We start from the raw sequence: 19,314 nt of genomic DNA, 5'->3' as shown, positions 1-19,314 counted from the left end.
CAATCCGAGGGTGATGGCGTGGCGGCGCGGACACGGGCGGAGGAAGAGCGGCCTCGCGGGCAGGGTCAGACGGACGGCTCGGTGGTCTTCACCTGGCGCCAGGGGTGCAGCAGGGTGGCACCCACTTCGCCGGTGGCCGGGAAGGCGGCCGGATCGGCGAGGCCGACGGCGGTGGGCACCCGGCCGGGGCGCCAGGTGAAGCTGCCGAACACGTGGTCCCACAGCGAGAGGTCGGAGGCGTAGTGCCCGGCCTCAGCGAGGTCGGTGCTGTGGTGCAGTCGGTGGAGCTCGGGACCGGCCAGCAGGTGGCCGAGGAACCCGAGGCGGACGTCGATGTTCGCGTGAACGAAATACCCCTGCGCAAGAATGAATATTCCGACCACGAACACGGATTCCGCCGAGAAGCCGATCAGCGACAGCAGGAGTTGCACCACGGACTGCGCGACGAACACGTCGAGAATATGGTTCACACCGTTGTTCGCGACATTCACCTTGTCCGGCACATGGTGGACGCCGTGCAGGCGCCAGAGCCACCGGTTGTGGTGGGACCAGCGGTGGACGAGGTAGTCGCCGAGCGATCCGATCAGCAGCGCGAGCGGGATCTCCAGGGCGAACGGGAGCACCGGATGGGCCGCCCCGAGCACCTGCACCAGCGCCGTCACCAGCCCCTGGGCGAGCGCACCGCCGACCATGCTCAGCACGAAGTACACGGTGTACCAGCGCAGTTCACGCCCACTCGGATGCCAGTCGGTCCGGTACGGGATCACCCGCTCCAGTACGGCCAGGTACCCGAGGACGCCGACCAGCACGAGGGGGGAGACCCGGTCGGGCTCCCAGTGGAAGTGCAGTGTGGCGACGGCCGTGCACAGCACCCCCAGGAGCAGAAGCGGATGAGCGAGCCGGCGTGCAATGGCGGACAGCACGCGCCCCCTTGGTTATTCGCGAACTAATGACTGGAAACGTCAGAGACTCTAGCGGGAGAGGTCAGCTACGGCAGTCATTCGACGTGTTAACGCCATAAATAACCCGATCGGAGGAAGATCCGCGCACGAAGTTGACGTCAGACCGGCGCGAAAGGGGCGCGTTTGTTCGCAGGCGCTGGAGAAACCGGAGCGCAGCGGGGTCGAGCCCACGCCGGGCGAGGTCGCACGCCCCCTGGCGCAGGGGGCGGTCCGGACCCGGATCCGGCCCCCGGTCCGGCGAGGGCGGCGCGGGTGGCACCGGGCGAGCGCGAGCCGGGCGCGAGGGCGCGGGCCGTGCGGGTGGCGCCGCTCGTCAGGATCCCGCCAGCTCCGCCAGCCGCCACGCCGCCTCCGGCCGGTACGCCGCGAGGCGGTCGCGCAGGCCGCGCAGCTCGTACCCGACCAGGGCCGGCAGGGCCGCCGCCGGGGCGGTCTCCAGGGCGGGCCCGAGCAGTTGGACGGCCGTCTGCGGGTCGTGCGCGCAGGCGTGGCAGTCCGCCACCCGGACGGTGAAGAGGAGACGGCTGGAGGGGAGCTGGGCCGGGCCGAGCAGGCCGAGCGCGGTCTCGGCCGCGGTCAGCGCCCGGCGGGCCAGCCGGGGGTCGCCGACGACCGCGGCGAGGTCGCGCAGCGCGGCGGCCGCGCCGGACTCCACCCGCAGCCGCATCGAGGCGATGGAGAGCCAGGGCGCGTCGTCCTCGTCCCGGGCGCCGATGTGGTCCAGGTGCAGCCGGGCGCGGCCGAGGTGGCGAATGGTGGCCCGGACGTCGCCGGTGAGGGCGTGCGCACGGGCCTGGCCGATCTGGCCCATCGCGCCGGCCCAGTGCCGGCCGGGGGCGGCGCGGCCGGTCTCCCGGGCGTAGCCGAGGGCGGCGGCCGGGTCGCCGTCCATCCGGGCGAGGGTGCTCATGTCGCTCAGCGCGGCGACCTGGGTGGCCTGGTCCCCGGCGAGCTCCGCCCAGGCGAGCGCGCGGTCGAAGCAGGCCATCGCGGTGGCGTTGCGGCCGTCCTGCATCCGCAGCGCGCCCGCGGCGTGCGCGTGCTCGGCGGCCAGTCGGGCGAGCGGGCGGCGCTGCGCGGCGGGGGCGGCGGCGAGCCGGGCGAGCACGGCCTGCAAGGTGCGTTCGACGGCGGCGGCCAGGCCGGGCAGGCCGCCGGCCTCGCCGGAGCGCAGGTGGGCGGCGAGCAGCCCGGTGAGGGCGTGTGCGGTGGCGGCGTCCAGGGGCGGCGCGCCGGCCGGGTTCGCGGCGCAGAACTCGGCGTGCAGCGCGGCGAGTTCGACCGGGTCGGGGACGTCGCAGCCGTCGGCGCCGTGCAGCGGGCAGAGCAGGCCGTAGTCGGGCAGCCGGGGCGGCGGCTGGGCGGGGGCGCTCCAGCGGGCCGGGCCGCCGGGCCCGTTCGCGGCCGCGGTGGGCAGCGGGGGCCGCAGCAGGGCGGGCGCGAGGGGCGCCAGGGAGGGCAGTTCGGCGGTCTCGGCCCGCTGGCAGGCGGCCCGCAACTCACCGCCCGCGCCGAGGAGTTCGTCGATCCTGTCAGCGATCCGAGGGGTGACCCGGCGGGCGCCGTGCTCGATCTTGCTCACCGCGGTGTGGTCGTAGCCGATTCCGGCGCCGAGTTGGGCCTGGGTGAGGCCGGCCCGGCGCCGCCAGTGGCGCAGCCGGGCGCCGAAGTCCCGCCAGGCGCCCAACTCCTGGGCGGGCGGGGCGGCGGGTGGGGACGGAGGTGCGGACGCCGGTTCCACGGCCACGCGGTTCCGGTGCACGGCTGCCTCCTCCGGTCGCTTCCCCCGGGCCCCTCGCCAACCTTCCGACCATCAGGACGGTACTCGATGACACCCGGTCCGTACATGAGGTGGTCTCAACCACTCGGGCAAAAGCCCAGCTTGACGGAATTTGCCAACCCTATGCATCGCGTGCACCAGCCATTGACCAGAGCATGACGCCGTGTGAGGGTTCCGGCACCCGAGCGCGGACGGCCCGCACGGCCGTCCCCCAGACACGGCCCTGCGGTGGGCCACCAGCCCTGCCGTCCGCGGTCGAGGACCCCCACATGCGAGGAGCCTCGATGCAACGCAGAGTTTCCACAGGACGGTTGCTGACCACGGCGACCACCCTGACCGTGCTGGCCGGCATGATCGCCGCCACGGCCGGGCCGGCCACCGCCGCGCCCACCCCCTCTCCCGCACCACCCAGCGCCCTCGCGGCAGCCGTCAACGCCGCCGACGCGGCCGCGGCCGCCGGCCTGGACGCACTGGCCAAGGGCCCCGGCGAGACCTACGAGCGCCGGGCCGTCACCCCCTGGCTCGGCGGCCTCTACTCCGTCGCGTACGACCGCAGCTACCGCGGCCTGCCGGTGGTCGGTGGCGACGCCGTGGTGCTCGCCGACGGCCAGGGCAAGGTCCGCGGCCTCCAGTCGGCCGCCACCGGGCCGGTCGGCGGCTCGATAACCCCGCAGGTCAGCGCGGCGAACGCGGAGAAGACCGCGCGCACCAAGCTGGCCGCGGTGGACTCGGTGGCCGAGCGCCGCCTGGTCGTCCGGGTCAAGGACGGTGCGAGCCGGCTCGCCTGGGAGACCGTCCTCAAGGGCCGTACCGAGAGCGCGCCGAGCACGTTGCACGTCTTCGTGGACGCCGCCAGCGGCGAGGTGATCGACAGCTACGACGATGTCCGCGCCGGCACCATCAACAGCAAGTGGAACGGCCCCGGCCCGCTGACCATCAGCACCACCAACTCCGGCGGCTCGTACTCACTGCGCGACCCGAACCGGCCCGGCCTGACCTGTTCCGACTACAGCAGCGGCCAGGTGTTCAGCAAGTCCTCCGACTCCTGGGGCACCGGCAACCCCTCCAGCAAGGAGACCGGTTGCGCCGACGCCATGTGGGCGGCCCAGAAGGAATGGGACATGCTCCGCGACTGGCTCGGTCGCAACGGCCACAACGGCAACGGCGGCAGCTGGCCGGTCAAGGTCGGCCTCAACGACGTCAACGCCTACTGGGACGGCAGCTCCGTCTCCATCGGCCACAACCAGAACAACGAGTGGATCGCCGCCCAGGACGTCGTCGGCCACGAGTTCGGCCACGGCATCGACCAGTACACCCCCGGCGGCGCCAACAACGAGAACGGCCTGGGCGAGGGCACCGGCGACATCTTCGGCGCGCTCACCAAGGAGTACGCCAACCAGCCCGCGCCCTACGACTACCCCGACTACCAGGTCGGCCGGCAGGTCAACCTGGTCGGCCAGGGGCCGATCCGCAACCTCTACCAGCCCTCACTGGTCAACAACGACCCGAACTGCTACTCCTCCTCCATCCCCAGCACCGAGGTGCACGCGGCGGCCGGCCCGCTGAACCACTGGTTCTACCTCCTGTCGATGGGCTCCAACCCGGGCGGCGGCAAGCCGTCCAGCCCCACCTGCAACAACTCCTCGGTCACCGGCATCGGCGTCAAGCAGGCCGGCCAGGTCTTCTACGGCGGCATGCTGCTCAAGACCAGCGGCATGACCTACAAGCGGTACCGCACCACCACCCTGACCGCCGCCAAGAACCTCGACCCGACCTGCAACTACTTCAACCGGACCAAGGCCGCCTGGGACGCGATCAGCGTGCCCGCGCAGAGCGGCGACCCGACCTGCACCCCGTCCGGCAACAACGACTTCTCGCTCGCGCTCGGCCCGGCCTCCGGCTCGGTCCAGCCCGGCGCCTCGACCACGGCTACGGTCTCCACCGCCGTCACCTCGGGCACCGCGCAGACCGTCAACCTGACCGCCTCGGGCGCCCCGACCGGGGTCACCGCGACGCTCAGCCCCTCCTCCGTGCAGACGGGTTCGTCCGCGACGCTGACCCTGTCGGCCTCCTCGGGCGCCCCGGCCGGGACGTACGTGATCACCGTCACCGGCACCGCCGGCGCGGCCACCCACACCGCCCAGTACACCCTGACCGTCGGCGGCGGGGGCACCCCCGGCGGGCCCGCGCCCGACATCGACGTCGCCAAGGTCCAGGCCCACCTGACCCAGCTGAACACCATCGCCAGCCAGAACGGCGGCAACCGCCGGGCCGGCAGCGCCGGGCACAGCCAGTCCGTGGCGTACATCAAGGGCAAGCTGCAGGCCGCCGGCTACACCGTGACCGAGCAGACCTGCACCTCCTGCACCTACCAGTCCAACAACCTGATCGCCGACTGGCCCGGCGGCCCCGCCGACCAGGTCACCATGTTCGGCGCCCACCTGGACAGCGTCTCGGCCGGCCCCGGCATCAACGACAACGGCTCCGGCTCGGCCACCCTGCTGGAGAACGCCCTCGTCCTCGCCCAGCAGAACCCCACCCTGACCCGGCACGTCCGGTTCGCCTGGTGGACCGGTGAGGAGCAGGGCCTCCAGGGCTCGCAGTCCTACGTCGGCCAGCTCAGCTCCACCCAGCGCTCCGCGATCAAGTCCTACTACAACTTCGACATGGTCGGATCGCCCAACGCCGGCTACTTCATCAACAACATCACCTCCGCCGCCGCCGCGCCGATGAAGGCCTACTGGGACTCCCTCAACCTCCAGCCGGAGGAGAACGTCGAGGGCCAGGGCCGCTCGGACGACTACTCCTTCCAGCAGGCCGGCATCCCCACCTCCGGCTACGCGGCCGGCGCCGACGCCGTCAAGACCTCCGGCCAGGCGACCAAGTGGGGCGGCAGCGCGGGCCGTTCGTACGACTCCTGCTACCACCAGTCCTGCGACACCACCAGCAACATCGACCCGACCGCGCTGAACCGCAGCGCCGACGGCGTGGCCTACACCATCTGGAAGACCTCCGTCGGCGGCACCACCCCCGCCAACGACTTCTCCCTCGCGGTGAACCCGGCCACCGCCACCGTCAACCCCGGCGACTCGGCCACCGCGACGGTCTCCACCGCCACCACCTCCGGCTCCGCCCAGACGGTCAACCTGACCGCCTCCGGCGCCCCGGCGGGCGTCACGGTCTCCTTCAGCCCGTCCTCGGTGCAGTCCGGCGCCTCGGCCTCGCTGACCATCGCGACCGCCGCGAACACGGCGGCCGGCACCTACAGCATCACGCTCACCGGCACCGGCTCCGCCACCCACAGCACCAGCTTCTCGCTGGTCGTGGGCAACGGCCCGACCAACCCCGGCGGCACCTGGACGCCCGGCACCACCTACCAGGCGGGCGACGTCGTGACCTACAACGGGGTCAGCTACCGCTGCCTCCAGGGTCACACCGCCCAGGTCGGCTGGGAGCCGCCGATCGTCCCCGCCCTGTGGCAGGCCGTGTGACCCGCAGGTCACCTGCCTGACACCCCGTAAGCCGCTGCGCCGCGGTCCGTCGAGGGGGACGGATCGCGGCGCAGCCGTGTGCCGGGCGCACCCCCGGGTCACCGGGCGTAACCGGGCCGCCACTCGGCTGACGTACAGTCGGCTGCGGGGCGGGCCGCCCGCCCACGACGGCCGACCCCCGAGGAGACTCCTGGTGACCACCGACACCCGCCCCGTACCGGAGCTGGCCGCCGAGGCCGTCGAGCAGTGGCGCAGCGAGGAGGCCGACCTCGTCGACCTGCTCGCCCGGGCGCAGCGGGGCATCGGCGGCATCGCCGCCTTCCGGCTCGGCCCCACGCCCACCGTGCTGGTCACCGACCCGGCCGCCGTGCAGCACGTGCTCGGCCGCCACCCCGACCGCTACGTCAAGCGCTCGCACCGCGCGCGGATGCTGGTCGGCGACGGCGTGCTCTCCGCCACCGGGGACGCCTGGAAGCGCCAACGGCGGCTGCTGCAATCCCAGTTCACCGGCACCGGGATGCGCCGCTACGAGCAGCGGATCGCCGCCGCCGCCCGCCGGACGGCCGACCGCTGGGAGGGGTACGCGCGCAGCGGCGAGACCTTCGACCTCGGCGAGGAGATGCGCGGATTCGCCCTCGACACCGTCTGGCGGGCCCTCACCGGGCTGCCGCTGGACGACCGCACCGACCATGAACTCCGTTCTGTGGAACGGGTGGTGGCGGCCATGCCGACCCTGCCCACGGACGCCGGGGACGCCCGGGACGCCGTCGCCGCCGACCTCGCCCGGATCGACGCCGTCGCGCTGGCCGCCATCGACGCGGCGCGCTCGGCGACCGACGCCGAGGAGCCCGGCGTGCTGCGGGTCCTGCTCGACGCCTCGGCCCAACACCCCGAGTACACCGACCGGTTGATCCGCGACGAACTCGTCACCCTGCTCGTCGCCGGGCACGAGACCACCGCCACCACCCTGACCTGGCTCTTCCTCCTCCTCGACCGCCACCCCGAGGCGCGCGGCGCGGACCCGCAGGCCCTGGTCAGCGAGGCCCTGCGGCTCTACCCCCCGGCCTGGCTGCTCCCCCGGCACGCCGTCGAGGACGACGTGATCGACGGCCACCGCATCGCCGCCGGCACCGACGTCCTGGTCTGCCCCTACCTCACCCACCGCGACCCGGCCCTGTGGCCCGACCCCGAACGCTTCGACCCCTCCCGCTTCACCGCCACCGGCGCCCGCCCCGCCCAGCTCGGCGCGTACCTCCCCTTCGGCCTCGGCGCCCGCGCCTGCCTCGGCACCCAGTTCGCCGTCCGCGAGACCACCGCGCTGCTCGAACTCCTGCTGCCCGCCCACACCGTGCGGTTCCGATCCGTCCCGACCGGCTCCGCCTACAGCATCACCGTCCGCCCCGACGGGCCGACGCCGGCGGTGCTGGGCTGACCGATCCCGGTCGCGGTCCCGGTCGCCGGCGGGAGGAAGTCGTCGGCCAGTTCCTCGCCGGCGAGGGCGGCGTCGACGCGGGCGTGGATGTGCGCGTGGGTGACCGGGCAGTCCAGCGGGCGGTCGCGGTGGCAATCGAGCATGTGGGTCAGGACGGCCGCGGCGCGCTCCAGACGGCGGGCGCGGGCCGTCATCTCGTCCCGCTGCGCCGCCAGCAGCGCCTTCCGCTCCGCCGCCTGCTCGCTCGCCATCACGGCGGCCGTCCCGGCGAGCGGGATCATGCCGTCCACGTGCCAGAGCTGGACCAGGGCGAGGCGTTCCAGGGCCGCCCGGTCGTACTGGCGCACCCGGCCGCGGCGGGCGGCGGGGGTGATCAGGCCGCAGTCCTCGTAGTAGCGCAGGGCGGGGACGGAGAGGTCGAAGGCCTTCGCGACCTCGGTGATCGAGTAGAGCTGCTCCACGCGTCGTCTCCTTCACGGCCGGCGGGTTGCACTCAAGCGCACTTGAGCGTGAAAGCTCAGGCAAGCCTAACTTCCTGCCGCAGCGAAGGGTTCGCCGCTCATGCCGCTCAGCACCGCCTCCGCCCCCAGCCGGACCTCACCCGGCCGTGCCGCCCCCGCCTCCGGCGCGCTGCTCGTCGTCGGCTTCGTCCTCCTCAGCCTCAACACCCGGGTCGCGTTCGGACAGGTCGGACCGCTCGCGCCGGTCGCCGGCTGGGGCCAGGGCACCGTCACCGTGCTCGGGCTGCTGCCCCCGCTGTGCATGGGCCTGTTCGCGCCGCTCGGCGCCGTCGCCCGGCGGCGGATCGGCGAGGAGCGCGGGCTGTTCTGGGCGAGCGTGCTGCTCGTCGCCGGGGCGCTGCTGCGCACCGCGGGCCTGCCCGGGCTCTACGCGGGGACGGTGCTGGTGGGCATCGCGGTGGCGGTCGTCAACGTGCTGATCCCGGTATTCGTCCGGGCCCGCTTCGCGCCCCGGCGGATCGGCACCATGATGGGCGTCTACGCCCTCGCGATGGGCACCGGGTCGGCCGTGATCGCCGCCCTGGTCGCGCCGGTCGCCGACGCGTGGTCCTGGCGGGCCGCGATCGGCCTCGCCGTCCTCCCGGCCGTCCTCGCGGCGGCGGGCATGGCGCCGCAGCTGCGGGTGGAACGGCGGATACCGGCCGCCGCCGCGCCGGTGCACCGCCGGCCCGTCGGCCGCACCGCGCTCGCCTGGAGCCTGACCGCCTTCTTCGGCATCCAGACCCTGGTCTTCTACGCCACCCTCGCCTGGCTGCCCTCGATCCTGGTCGACGCGGGCCTCAGCCGCACCGCCGCCGGCACCGACCTGGCCGTCCTCATCCTCGGCCTCGCCGTCGGCGGCTTCCTCGCGCCCGTCCTCGCCGCCGCCCGCGCCGACCAGCGGCCGCACCTGCTCGCCGTGGTGGCCGTCTGCGTCCTCGGCCTGCTCGGCGTCGTACTCGCCCCCGCCACCGGCGCTCCGCTCTGGGCCGGCATCCTCGGCATCGGCATGGGCGGCGGCCAGGCCCTGGCCGCCGTGCTCTTCGCCCGCCGGGGCACCGACCACGACCACGTCGCCGCGCTCTCCACCATGGCCCAGACCTGCGGCTACCTCCTCGCCGCCACCGGCCCCGCCCTCACCGCCGCCCTCCACACCGCCACCGACTCCTGGACGGCCCCGCTGCTGACCCTGGTCGGCCTGCTCCTGGCCGGCTCCGTCCTCAGCCTGCGCGCCGGCCACGACGCCCGGCCGTGACCGGCGTGGCTCCGCACCGGCGACCGCGCCGCCCCTCGATACTCCGGTAAGCCCCGAACGAGAGGACACCGATGGAATTCCTGGTCGACATGGTGACCACCGTCCCGGACGGAACCACCGAGGACGCGGTCGCCGACATCCGGGCCCGCGAGGCCCAGCGGTCGCGCGAACTCGCCGCCCAGGGTGCCCTGTTGCGGCTCTGGCGCCCGCCGCTCGCCCCCGGCGAATGGCGCACCTGGGGCCTCTTCAGCGCCCCCGACGAGACGCGGCTGGAACAGGCGCTCGCCTCCATGCCCCTGCGGGTATGGCGCCAGGACACCGTCACCCCGCTCGCCCCGCACCCCAACGACCCCGGCACGGGAGGCGCCCGATGAGCGACGAAGCCGTGCTGCGCGGCGTCCTCAACCGCTGGAAGGCCGCCGTCGACGCCCACGAACCCGAGCAGGCAGCCGACTGCTTCAGCGAGGACGCGATCTTCCAGGGCCTCCACCCGTACACCGTCGGGCGGGCCGGCATCAGTGCCTACTACGCCTCCCAGCCCCCCGATATGACGGCCGACTACCGCATCCTGGAGTCCCGGCGGCTCACCCCGACCCTCCTCCTCGGCTACCACAGCGTCGACTTCGCCTTCCCCGACCGCCCCACCCTCACCGTCAACCTCGGCATCCTGCTGCGGCGCTCCGACGACGGCTGGTCCATCGCCCACTACCAGGTCTCGCTGCTGCCCTGAACTGCGCCGACACATCCCATCGCCGCGATCCGTCGCACATCACGTCGTGAACCCGGCCCGCCGAGCACCCAGCTCGGCGGGCTGACGGGGGAGATGGCCCCGGGGGACATCGGACGTTGCCCTGACGTACCTTCCGCTGGAGGTGCGGGGTCGAACAAACTGGGAGGGACTGTCGCCGATCCCTCGAAGGGGCCTTTCCTGTGCGTGCCCATGACTCCGGTAGTGCGTTTGCCGCCGACCGACGACCGGGCCGTAGCAGTCGGCCGATGACTCCTGTGCGGCGCCCGTCCGGTGCCGGGGTCGTGACGCCGGCGGCGCTCACCGCCATGCAGCGGGCCGTGGGTAACGCCACGGTGAGCCGGATGCTGGAGCAGCACGACGAAGTCGTGGCCGACGTGCAGCGCTCGGCCGTCAACGAGGTGCTGAGGAGCCCCGGCACGCCCATGGCGGACGGGATCCGGGCCGAGATGGAGACCCGGCTCGGCGCGGACTTCTCCGATGTCCGGCTGCACACGGGTGCGACCGCCCGGGAGTCGGCCGCGGGGATCGGCGCCCGCGCGTACACCTCGGGCAGCCACATCGTCCTCGGTGATGGAGGGGGCGACAAGCACACGCTCGCGCACGAGTTGACCCACGTCATCCAGCAGCGCAGCGGCCCCGTCGCGGGCACCGACAACGGGAGCGGGCTGCGGGTCAGCGACCCCTCGGACCGCTTCGAGCGCGAGGCCGAGGCGAACGCCTCCCGGGTGCTGTCCCGGCCGCTCGCCCGGGAGTCCGAAGCGGAGCACGCGGCCCACGCGCACGGCACGCAGGCCGGCGAGCCCTCGGTGCAGCGGCGCCCCACGGCGAAGCCCGCCGAGGCGGAGGGCGACCACACCCACGTCGACGCCGACTATCCGGGCATGCGGCTCATCCTGGACCAGAAGCTGACCGACGAGCACTACGAGAAGATCTACCAGCTCGCGGGGTCCGAGGAACGCGTGATCTTCGACGAGGACGGCAGCTACGGGTACATCAAGGTCGACGACGGCCTGGAGACCTACTACAAGCTCGTCAACATGGAGGTCGGCCCCGAGCAGGCGCAGGCGGACCTGAGCGGCCACGTCAACCGGCAGCGGGACTCCAGCTACCACGTCCGGGCCGGTGCCGGGACTTTCGAGGGCGCACAGATCGACCAGTTGCAGGACTTCGCCGCGCAGGGCGTGCGTCCCGGCCAACTGGTCGAGGTGAGCGTCGCGTTGCTGCGGCAGGCCAGCGGTCGTGCGCAGACGGTGGCGGGCGGGCTCGACGAGAAGCGGCTCAGTGCCGCCGTCACCGGCATGAAGAACAGCGCCGCGCTCGAACCGATCAAGATCCGGGTCGACGGGGGCGGCATCAGCATCCAGGACGGGAACCACCGCCTGGGCGCGGCCGTTCAGCTGGGCGCCGCGTACGCGCCCTGCAAGATCGTCTGACCGCCCGTTCCGCTGCCGACCTCGCTGGTGATCCCGGCGAGGTCGGCAGCGGTGGCGTCTCAGTGGCGGTGGTGGTTGTCGGGTTGGGCCGGGTCGCCGGGGTGCTCCAATCCCTCGACGAGGGTGAGGCGTCGGGCGCGCTCGTGGTCGAGCCAGCGGACGAAGGCGGCGCGGCGGGCGGCCTCGGTGAGGTCGGCGGTGGGGTCGTGCTCCTCTGTGACGGTGTGCACGGAGCGGAGCGCGGCCCTCCAGGGGCCGGCGGTGACCCAGGTGCCGGGCGGAGCCTCGCGGAGGGCTTCGGCGAGGGCGGTCGGGAGGGTGTCGGGGTTGGCGTCGAGTTCGCCGTCGGGCAGGGCGAGGTGCCAGACGGCCGACGGCGGGCGGGTGGTCAGGGTGCGGTAGTGGGCGACGTCGGCGGCGGAGGGTTCGACGTCGGCGGTGACCGCCGCGTAGACGGCTCGGACGGCTGGGCTGCCCTCGTAGGCGGCGGCGGTGATGGAGCCGAGTTCGACGGCGGCCTGCTGGTCCAGGCGGGCCGGGCCGGTGGACCGTACGGGCAGGTCGCGCTCGGTGGCGACCGCCTCGCACAACGCCTCGGTCAGCAGCACCTGGGCGACCCAGCGGCTGAGCTGGCGGTCCTCCGAACTGCCGGGCTGGGGCAGGGCGGTGGAGCGCGGGCCGGTGCGGAGGGCGGCGAGGCGGTGGTCGAGGACGGCGCGCGGGAGGGGCTTTCCGTCGAGCAGACCGAGGGTCATGCCTCCACCTCCAGGGCGACGGTCGGGGCGTACTGGCAGCGGCCGAACCACATGACCTTGGCCAGCGCCCAGTACGCGCCGGGGTCGGTGGATTCGGGGGCGGCGATCTCGAAGGCCACGGTCGAGGACGATCCGGCCGGGACGGTGAAGCCGCGGACCGGGTCGGCGATGGCGTCCCAGGTGCCCCAGGGGGAGACGAGTTGGAGTTCGCCGCGGATTTCGCCGCGGGTGCGGTTGGTGAGGGTGAGGCCGAGGGTGGTGCGGCCCCCCGGGGTGACGCGCAGGGTCTCCTCGGAGACGGCGACGTCCAGGCCGGTGTCGCGGCCGGTGGTGGCCTTGGTGCCCTGGGCGATCGTCCAGTCCTCGGGGGCGTCGCCGGGGACGGGCAGCAGGTTGGGGAGGTCGCCGACGGCGATGGTCACGACGTCCTCGATCTCCTGGCCGTCGTGCACGATCCGGACGGCGGCGAAGTGCAGGCCGGGCAGGACTTCGGCGGGCGGGGTGAGGGTGACCGGGAAGCGCAGGTGGCCGCCGGGCTCCAGCCGGTAGGGGCGGCTGCCGAGGCTGGTCTGCCAGCCCTCGGGCGGCAGGACGACGGCCGTGCCCTCGACCGCCGCGTCGCGCAGTTGTGAGGACAGGGCGACGGAGAGTTCGACCGCCTCGCCGTCCGTCCGCAGCAGGCCGGGCGAGGCGCCGACGGAGACCGGCAGGTAGCCGAGCGGCGCCGGACCCCGGTTGTGCAGCCAGTAGCGGGCGTGGACGGGTTGCGCGGGTTCGGCGACCGGGCCGAGGACCGGGCCGCCGGGCTCGGCGGCGACGCCCGGGGCGGCGAGCAGGGTGGCGATCTGCGAGCCGGCGAGGTCGACGCGTTCGACGGCCTCGCCGAGGGGGCGTTCCAGCAGGTCGGCGGGCCGCAGGTGGCTCAGCCCGAGTGCGCCGCCGAATTCCGCCGTGCGCCCGAGTCCGGTCGACTCGACCAGCCGGACGGCGAGTTCGCGCCCGACGGCCGCCGCCGAGCCGTGCGCGATGGGGTTGCCGGCGGGCTTGAGCGCGCCGAGCAGGACTTCGCGCTGCGGTTCGATCCGCAGCCAGGAGAGGGTGGCCGGCAGCGGGCCGTCCTGCGGCGGCGCGATCCGGGCGTGGAGCGGGTGGTTGAACTCCTGGCCCTGGGCGGGCAGGGTCTGGCTCCGCCAGTCGCCCGGGCCGCCGACCAGTGCGTAACTGAACTCGTGTGTCCAGTGCTGGAGTTGGAAGGAGACGCCGTCGGGCAGGGTGCGCCGGGGCGGGTCGATCCAGACGCCGGAGGGCCAGCCGGTGCAGGAGCGCATCAGGGAGAGGTGCAGGGCTCCGGTGGTGTCGACCGCGAAGCCGGGCAGGCCGAAGCTGAGCAACGCGACGGTGTGGTCGGCGAGTTGGTCCACAACGTCGGACGGGCAGACGGCGCCGATCCGGGCGTCGGCGAGGTCCGCGACGAGCGCGGCGGCGTCCGTGACGACCAGTGCGGGCAGCGCCCGCAGGTCCCGCAGGTCGGCGCCGGGCTGCCAGACCTCGGCGAGCGGGGTGAGTGCGGGCACCCACACCGCGCCGTGCGTCTTGAGGACGCTCGCGTACTCCTCGCCGGCCCGCTCGATCAACTCCCGGGCGGCGTCGTTCTCTTCCGGCCCGCCGAGGACGATCCGGAAGTCGGGCAGGTTGGAGTCGACGTCCAGCCAGCCGTACCGGGCCCAGTCGGCGCCGGAGGTGGTGGCGGTGACGCCGACCCGGGCGAGGGCGACCACCAGCGGGCGGGCGTCGGCGGCGTCGTCCAGGCTCGGCACGACCACCTCGGCGACGCCCAACGCCCGCTCCCCCAGCGGCGATCCGGCCGGATCGGACAGCACGGCGCGCGCGGTGGCGCCGAGGCCGAACCAGGTGTTGGCCGGGTTGTCCAAGGTCCACGGCGCCTCGGCGGAGTCGACGTCGGGCAGGGCGAAGCCGCGCCCGACGACGGCGCCGGCGACCTCGCTGACCGGCAGCGCGCCGGGCAGGTCGACGGGGAAGCGCAGCCGCAGCAGCCGGTCGGCGCCGGAGTAGTCGACGACCCGGGTGCGGCAGTCGACCCGGTCGAGGCCGCGCCACAGGGTGACGGTCTGCTCGTAGCGGATCCCGTCGACGGTGCCGCCGATCACCAGCCGCTCGCCGAGCGGGCCGGTCTCGCGGCGCACGTCGGCCGGGGCCGTGCCGGAGCCGCGCACCGGTCCGCTGGGCACCAGGTGCCAGGGGCCCTCGCCGAAGTCGGGGTGCTGCGGGTACTCCTCGTAGACCCGCAGTTCGTTGCCGATCCGGCCGCCCTGGATCAACTCCCGGTCGTGCAGGAGGTCGTGGACGGAGGACAGGCCGCCGCCACGGACGGGGTCGGCGCTCACCCGGTAGCGGTCGTTGGTGATCACCACCCCCTCGGCCGCCGTCCAGGGCTCCGCCGCCGGGCCCTCCACCAGCCGCCAGGTGCGCCAGCCGAGCGCGGGAACGTCGGCGGCGAGGAAGCGCAGGGCCCCCCGGTCGACGGTGCTCGGCACGGGCTCGCCCCGGTCGTCGAGCACCCGTACCGCCCCGGTCTGCGGGGGCAGTTGGACGACGACCAGGTCGGTCCGGTCGAAGGAGAGCGTGTTGGTGACGACCACGGCCGAACCGGCGGCCACCGCCGACCCGCCGGCCCCCTCCGGACCGACGCCGGCGGTGGAGATCCGCGCGGTCAGCGCGTCCAGCGCCTGGTCCCGGACGGCGGCCGCGAGGTCGTGCGCCTCTCGCCAGCCGCCGAGCAGGTCGAGGTAGACCTGGTCGGACTCGGAGCCGGTGATGGCGTCGTGGTGGGCGCCGTAGGCGAGTTGGCGCCAGACCTTGTCGAGGGCGGCGGTGGGGTACTGCCCCAGGCCGTGGACGGCGGCGAGGGTGGCGAGCTTCTCGGCGTCGGCGGCCGCGACCTCGCCGGCCCGCTGGGCCTGCTTGGTGTCGATGTACGAGACGTCCTTGCCGGTGTAGACCGGGTTCATGTCGCGGGTCTGCGGGCTGGGCCGGCGGCCGGTGGCGGCGAGCTCGGCCCGGACGGCGTCGAGGAAGTCGCGCGGGGTGGCGCAGACGAAGCGCGGCCAGAGGTACTTGGCGGCCCAGGAGCGGTGGATCTCGGTGACCCACTTGTTGGGCGGGGTGTAGTCGGTGCCGACGGGAAGCAGCAGGTTCCTGGTCGCGCCGACGGGCTTGAGCTTGCGGTACAGCTCGTAGACGGCCTGTTCGGCGGTGGCGAGGTCCGGGGAGGAGTCCATCCACCAGCCGGCCGAGTAGTGGTGCGGCATGTAGTGGGTGAGCACGCCCTCGCCGGAGGGGGCGATCCACTCGAACTCGCTCGGGAACTGCATCACCCGGGCGTCGTCCTTGGCCTCGCGGAAGTTCTTCTGGATCGGGCCCCACTGGTGGAAGGGGCCGCGGGCCCAGGCGCTGCCGGTGAGGCCGGCCGCGGCGAGGTGGCCGGGGAACTGCGGGTCGTGCCCGAACACGTCGAGCTGCCAGGCGGTTTGCGGGTCGCCGCCGAGGATGTCGCGCTGGTAGCCGATGCCGTAGACGAGGTTGCGGATGGTGGTCTCGGCGCCGGTCAGGTTGGTGTTGGGCTCGTTGTAGGTGCCGCCGACGAGTTCGACCTGGCCGCGCTCGAGCAGCGTGCGCAGGGTCTCGCGGCGCTCGGGGTGCTGGTCGAAGTACGGCTTGAGGTAGTCGACTTCGGCGAGGACGAACTTGTACACCGGGTCCCGCAGCGCGAGGTCCATGTGTGCGTCGACGAGCGCGAAGCCGTTGCGCTCCCAGAGCGGCCGGGTGGTGGCGTCGGCGGAGAGCAGTTCCCAGGGGGAGGTGTAGGCGGCCTGGGTGTTCCACCAGACCGGGTCGTAGTGGAAGTGGGAGACCAGGAACATCGTCCAGCCGGGTTCGGCGACCTCCACCAGGGCGTCCACGGAGGCGCCCTCCGCCTCGACGGTGACGGGGAGTTCGGTGCCCGGCTCGGGGGCGCCGGTGAGCTCCAACGGGACTTCGACCAGCCCCGTGCCGGTCGCCTCGCCGCGCACGCCCGGACCGCTGACGGTGATCCGGGCGGCCGGGCCGTCGAGGGTGACCCGCAGCAGTTGGCGCGGGGCTTCCTCGGGACCGGTGAAGAGGTCGGTGTTCTCGACGGCGGTGATGGTGACCGGCACGGGGAGGGTCCTTTCGGTGCAGGTGCGGGGGCCGGGCGCGGGGTTGGGTGCCGCGCCCGGCGGGAGTTGCTGACGTGCCCGGTTACTGGCCCCAGGCCTCGAACTCGTAGATGCGGGCGGCCGGGTCGGTGTTCTGGGTGGGCTTGGTGACGACCAGCCGGACGTAGCGGGCGGTGGTGGTCACCGGGTGGGTGGTGGTGCCCGCGGTGTTGCCGGTGACGACGGCGACCGTCGTCCAGGGGTCGGTGGTGTTCGAGCGGACCTGGATCGAGAAGTCGCGGGTGTTGAAGGCCGCGCTCTCACCGCCGGCGCCCGCGTGCTTGACCACGAACTTCGACAGCTGCTTGGCCGAGCCGAGGTCCACCTCGAGCCACTTGGAGCTGTTCAGGCTGCACCACTTGTCGCCGGTACCGCCGTTGACGCTGCCGTTGACGGCCTTGGCCGGGCCTTCGTCGGCGTTGCACTGGCCGGAGGCGGTGGCCGGGCGGTTCAGCGCCAGGTTGCCGCCGGTCGCGGGCGGCGTGCCCGTCCAGCCGACGGTGGTGGAGGCGGCGGTGGAGCGGCCGTAGGTGGTGGAGACGGCCTCGACGTCGAGGGTGGTGGCGTCCTCGGTGCCGGCCCGGTCGAGCCGCCCGACGTAGTACGCGTCGTTGGGGGTCGCGCCGAGGAAGGTCCGGCTGCCGCCGGCGTTGCGCCGGTACACCTCGTAGTGGTGGACGTCGCCGCCGGGCGCGGCCGTCCAGGAGAGCCGCAGCGACTGGCTGGAGCCCGCCGTCACGTCGCTCGCGCCGAGGACGGTGAGGCCGCTGGGCGCCGCCGGGGCGCCCACGTCGCCGTCGTGGACGGAGATCTGGCCTATCCGCACGTCGTAGGCGGGGTCGGAGCCGTCGGCCCGGAGGGCGAGCTGGGCGATGGTACGGCCCGCGTACGGGGCGAGGTCGAGGGTGTGCCGCTCCCAGCCGGTACCGGAGTTGGCGCCGACGTCGATCGTGGTGAAGCTGTTCGGCGCGTCGGTGAAGGAGACCGCGGCCTTGAGCTTGGTGGGCCCGGCGGCCGGGGTCCTGACCACCAGGTCCAGCTTGGTGTTCGCGGCGACGGGCAGTTTGGTCTCGTACAGCCGCACGGTGTTGGCGGCGTCCAGGGTGCCGGTGAGGCGCAGCGAGGAGCCGCCCTGGTAGGCGTCGGTGAAGTCGACGGACGGGGTGAGCTTGCTGCCGCTGGAGTCGACCATCCACCGGTAGGTCGGCGGGACGTCCTGGAGGGACAGGTTGTTCCAGCCGCCGGTGGCGACCCGGGTGCCGGCGGAGTTGTAGAAGTCCCCCTGCCCGGTGTTGAAGTTGGTGACGAAGGGCTTGGCGGTGATCGGCGAGGACTCGGCGACGTAGCCGGCCAGGCCGGGCCAGTTGTCGGAGGGGTTGGCCTTGGACGGGTCGTTGTCGGCGCCGACCCAGTAGCGGGCGTCCTTGGCGTAGAAGTCGGCCCGGTCGGTGGCGGACTTCCAGGTCCATTCGGGCCGGTAGAGGCCGAGCGAGGTGGTGTGCGGCTGGCCGGTCGGGAAGAGGGACTTCCAGTCGACGCCGGTGTTGTAGCCGTTGGCCTCGGTGTCGATGCCGGAGTAGAGGTCGTACTCGCTGCGGCCGAGTTGCCGGGCCAGCGCGCGGGAGGAGTTCAGGCCGCCGGAGCTCCAGTTGAAGTTCAGGAACATCGAGTCCGAGGTGCGCTTCGAACCGTCCTGGAGGAACGGGGAGTTGGCGGAGGTGAGGGCGTTCTGCCAGTTGACCGAGCCGGAGGTGGTCATGGCGTCGTACCACATGAACTCGGTGCCGCTCTTGGCCTTGCTGTACTGCATGAGGTTGCGCACTTCGGTGGCGAGGGCCGAATCGCCGCCGCCGGTCTCCTGGTTGATGAACCAGCCGTCGAAGCCGTAGTACTGGGCGGCCTGGGCGAGTTTGTCGGCGACGGGGTAGCTGTTGCCGGACTTCTGGACGAAGTCGCGGAGCCACTGGAGCTGGCCGCCGTAGGCGGCGGGCGGGAAGAAGACGGTGCCGTAGACCTTGACGCCGTTGCGGTGGGCGGCGTCGATGACGGTCGGGTTGGGGGCGAGGATCAGGCCCTCGCCGGCCGAGCCGCCCCAGAAGACCAGCTTGTCGACGTACTGCCAGTAGCCGAAGGCGTAGTAGTTGGGGTCGGCGGAGCCCTGGGAGGGGTTGTTGGAGGTGGGCCCGAAGGAGACCAGGGAGGCGATCTTCCCTTCGCCGGTGCGGGCGTTGGGGTTGGCCTTGAGGGCGGGGTCGCTGGTGCGCGGCTGGAGCGGGACGCGGGAGCGGTTGAAGCGGGCGTCCGGGTCGGTGGCCGGGTCCCAGTTGAGGATGGTGGAGGGGTACCAGTACGAGGCGTAGGGCTGGGTGCCGGGGGTGCCGGCGGCCGGGGTGGTGGGCGCCTGCGGCCCGGCGTGGGCGGCGGGGGCGGCACCCAGCACGGCGGCCGCGAGGGCGGCGCTGAGCAGCAGGGGTATCCGTCGTGACATGCGGTGGCTCCGATCGAGCGGAGGTGGGTGGGGGCGGGCCGTCGGCGTGGACGGGCCGGGTGCATGTGGGCGTGGCGGTGCGCGAGGAGGCGGGGTGACCGTGTCGGGGGGGGGGGGGGGGGGGAGGGAGGGGGGGGGGGGGGGGGGGGGGAGGGAGGGGGGGGGGGGGGGGGGGGGGGGGGGGGGGGGGGGTGGGGGGGGGGGAGGGGGT

Annotated in this window: 12 protein-coding genes; 6 read left to right on the top strand and 6 right to left on the bottom strand. The window is 73.6% G+C overall.

Going from position 1 to position 19,314, the window contains the following annotated elements:
• Window positions 1–65: 65 nt before the first annotated feature.
• On the bottom strand, window positions 66–923 hold the full coding sequence (locus AC07AL_RS23085; protein WP_400987006.1) for a sterol desaturase family protein: 858 nt from the start codon (window positions 921–923) through the stop codon (window positions 66–68).
• Window positions 924–1,275: 352 nt separating this feature from the next.
• A complete protein-coding gene (locus AC07AL_RS23080; protein WP_363581830.1) occupies window positions 1,276–2,724 on the bottom strand; it encodes a helix-turn-helix domain-containing protein in 1,449 nt (482 codons plus the stop codon).
• A gap of 302 nt (window positions 2,725–3,026) precedes the next feature.
• On the opposite strand from AC07AL_RS23080, the gene AC07AL_RS23075 reads away from it, so the two are divergent.
• Complete coding sequence (locus AC07AL_RS23075; RefSeq protein ID WP_400803090.1) at window positions 3,027–6,233, top strand: M28 family peptidase; 3,207 nt, start codon at window positions 3,027–3,029, stop codon at window positions 6,231–6,233.
• Between the two features lie 193 nt (window positions 6,234–6,426).
• A complete protein-coding gene (locus AC07AL_RS23070; protein WP_400803093.1) occupies window positions 6,427–7,665 on the top strand; it encodes a cytochrome P450 in 1,239 nt (412 codons plus the stop codon).
• Here the strand turns inward: AC07AL_RS23070 and AC07AL_RS23065 are convergent.
• Complete coding sequence (locus AC07AL_RS23065) at window positions 7,614–8,126, bottom strand: MerR family transcriptional regulator (RefSeq protein ID WP_478318017.1); 513 nt, start codon at window positions 8,124–8,126, stop codon at window positions 7,614–7,616. The two genes, AC07AL_RS23070 and AC07AL_RS23065, sit on opposite strands and share 52 nt — an antisense overlap.
• A gap of 100 nt (window positions 8,127–8,226) precedes the next feature.
• On the opposite strand from AC07AL_RS23065, the gene AC07AL_RS23060 reads away from it, so the two are divergent.
• The 4 genes from AC07AL_RS23060 to AC07AL_RS23045 all read left to right on the top strand — a co-directional run bounded on the left by AC07AL_RS23060 (window position 8,227) and on the right by AC07AL_RS23045 (window position 11,604).
• Window positions 8,227–9,420, top strand: a complete 1,194-nt coding sequence (locus AC07AL_RS23060; RefSeq protein WP_478318016.1) for an MFS transporter — start codon at window positions 8,227–8,229, stop codon at window positions 9,418–9,420.
• A gap of 71 nt (window positions 9,421–9,491) precedes the next feature.
• Window positions 9,492–9,794 (top strand): muconolactone Delta-isomerase family protein, encoded by a 303-nt coding sequence (locus tag AC07AL_RS23055; RefSeq protein ID WP_363581822.1) that lies wholly within the window; start codon window positions 9,492–9,494, stop codon window positions 9,792–9,794.
• Complete coding sequence (locus AC07AL_RS23050; protein ID WP_363581820.1) at window positions 9,791–10,150, top strand: YybH family protein; 360 nt, start codon at window positions 9,791–9,793, stop codon at window positions 10,148–10,150. Before AC07AL_RS23055 ends, AC07AL_RS23050 begins: the two co-directional genes overlap by 4 nt.
• A gap of 266 nt (window positions 10,151–10,416) precedes the next feature.
• Window positions 10,417–11,604 (top strand): eCIS core domain-containing protein, encoded by a 1,188-nt coding sequence (locus tag AC07AL_RS23045; RefSeq protein ID WP_478318015.1) that lies wholly within the window; start codon window positions 10,417–10,419, stop codon window positions 11,602–11,604.
• Between the two features lie 59 nt (window positions 11,605–11,663).
• Here the strand turns inward: AC07AL_RS23045 and AC07AL_RS23040 are convergent, their stop codons facing one another.
• The 3 genes from AC07AL_RS23040 to AC07AL_RS23030 all read right to left on the bottom strand — a co-directional run bounded on the left by AC07AL_RS23040 (window position 11,664) and on the right by AC07AL_RS23030 (window position 19,103).
• Window positions 11,664–12,359, bottom strand: a complete 696-nt coding sequence (locus AC07AL_RS23040; RefSeq protein ID WP_478318014.1) for a DUF7158 domain-containing protein — start codon at window positions 12,357–12,359, stop codon at window positions 11,664–11,666.
• Window positions 12,356–16,576, bottom strand: a complete 4,221-nt coding sequence (locus AC07AL_RS23035) for a glycoside hydrolase family 38 N-terminal domain-containing protein (protein ID WP_478318013.1) — start codon at window positions 16,574–16,576, stop codon at window positions 12,356–12,358. Before AC07AL_RS23035 ends, AC07AL_RS23040 begins: the two co-directional genes overlap by 4 nt.
• A gap of 82 nt (window positions 16,577–16,658) precedes the next feature.
• The gene (locus tag AC07AL_RS23030; protein ID WP_478318012.1) at window positions 16,659–19,103 is read right to left on the bottom strand and encodes an endo-beta-N-acetylglucosaminidase; all 2,445 of its coding nucleotides are present in this window, start codon (window positions 19,101–19,103) and stop codon (window positions 16,659–16,661) included.
• Window positions 19,104–19,314 lie beyond the last annotated feature (211 nt).

The sequence above is a fragment of the Kitasatospora sp. NPDC043949 genome (assembly GCF_056435365.1).
This window is presented reverse-complemented; position numbering and strand designations above follow the sequence as displayed.

Coding starts and splice junctions, on each gene's coding strand:
- AC07AL_RS23050 (WP_363581820.1), top strand. CDS start 9,791: ATGAGCGACGAAGCCGTGCTGCGCGGCGTCCTCAACCGCTGGAAGGCC.
- AC07AL_RS23040 (WP_478318014.1), bottom strand. CDS start 12,359: ATGACCCTCGGTCTGCTCGACGGAAAGCCCCTCCCGCGCGCCGTCCTC.
- AC07AL_RS23045 (WP_478318015.1), top strand. CDS start 10,417: ATGACTCCTGTGCGGCGCCCGTCCGGTGCCGGGGTCGTGACGCCGGCG.
- AC07AL_RS23030 (WP_478318012.1), bottom strand. CDS start 19,103: ATGTCACGACGGATACCCCTGCTGCTCAGCGCCGCCCTCGCGGCCGCC.
- AC07AL_RS23055 (WP_363581822.1), top strand. CDS start 9,492: ATGGAATTCCTGGTCGACATGGTGACCACCGTCCCGGACGGAACCACC.
- AC07AL_RS23060 (WP_478318016.1), top strand. CDS start 8,227: ATGCCGCTCAGCACCGCCTCCGCCCCCAGCCGGACCTCACCCGGCCGT.
- AC07AL_RS23075 (WP_400803090.1), top strand. CDS start 3,027: ATGCAACGCAGAGTTTCCACAGGACGGTTGCTGACCACGGCGACCACC.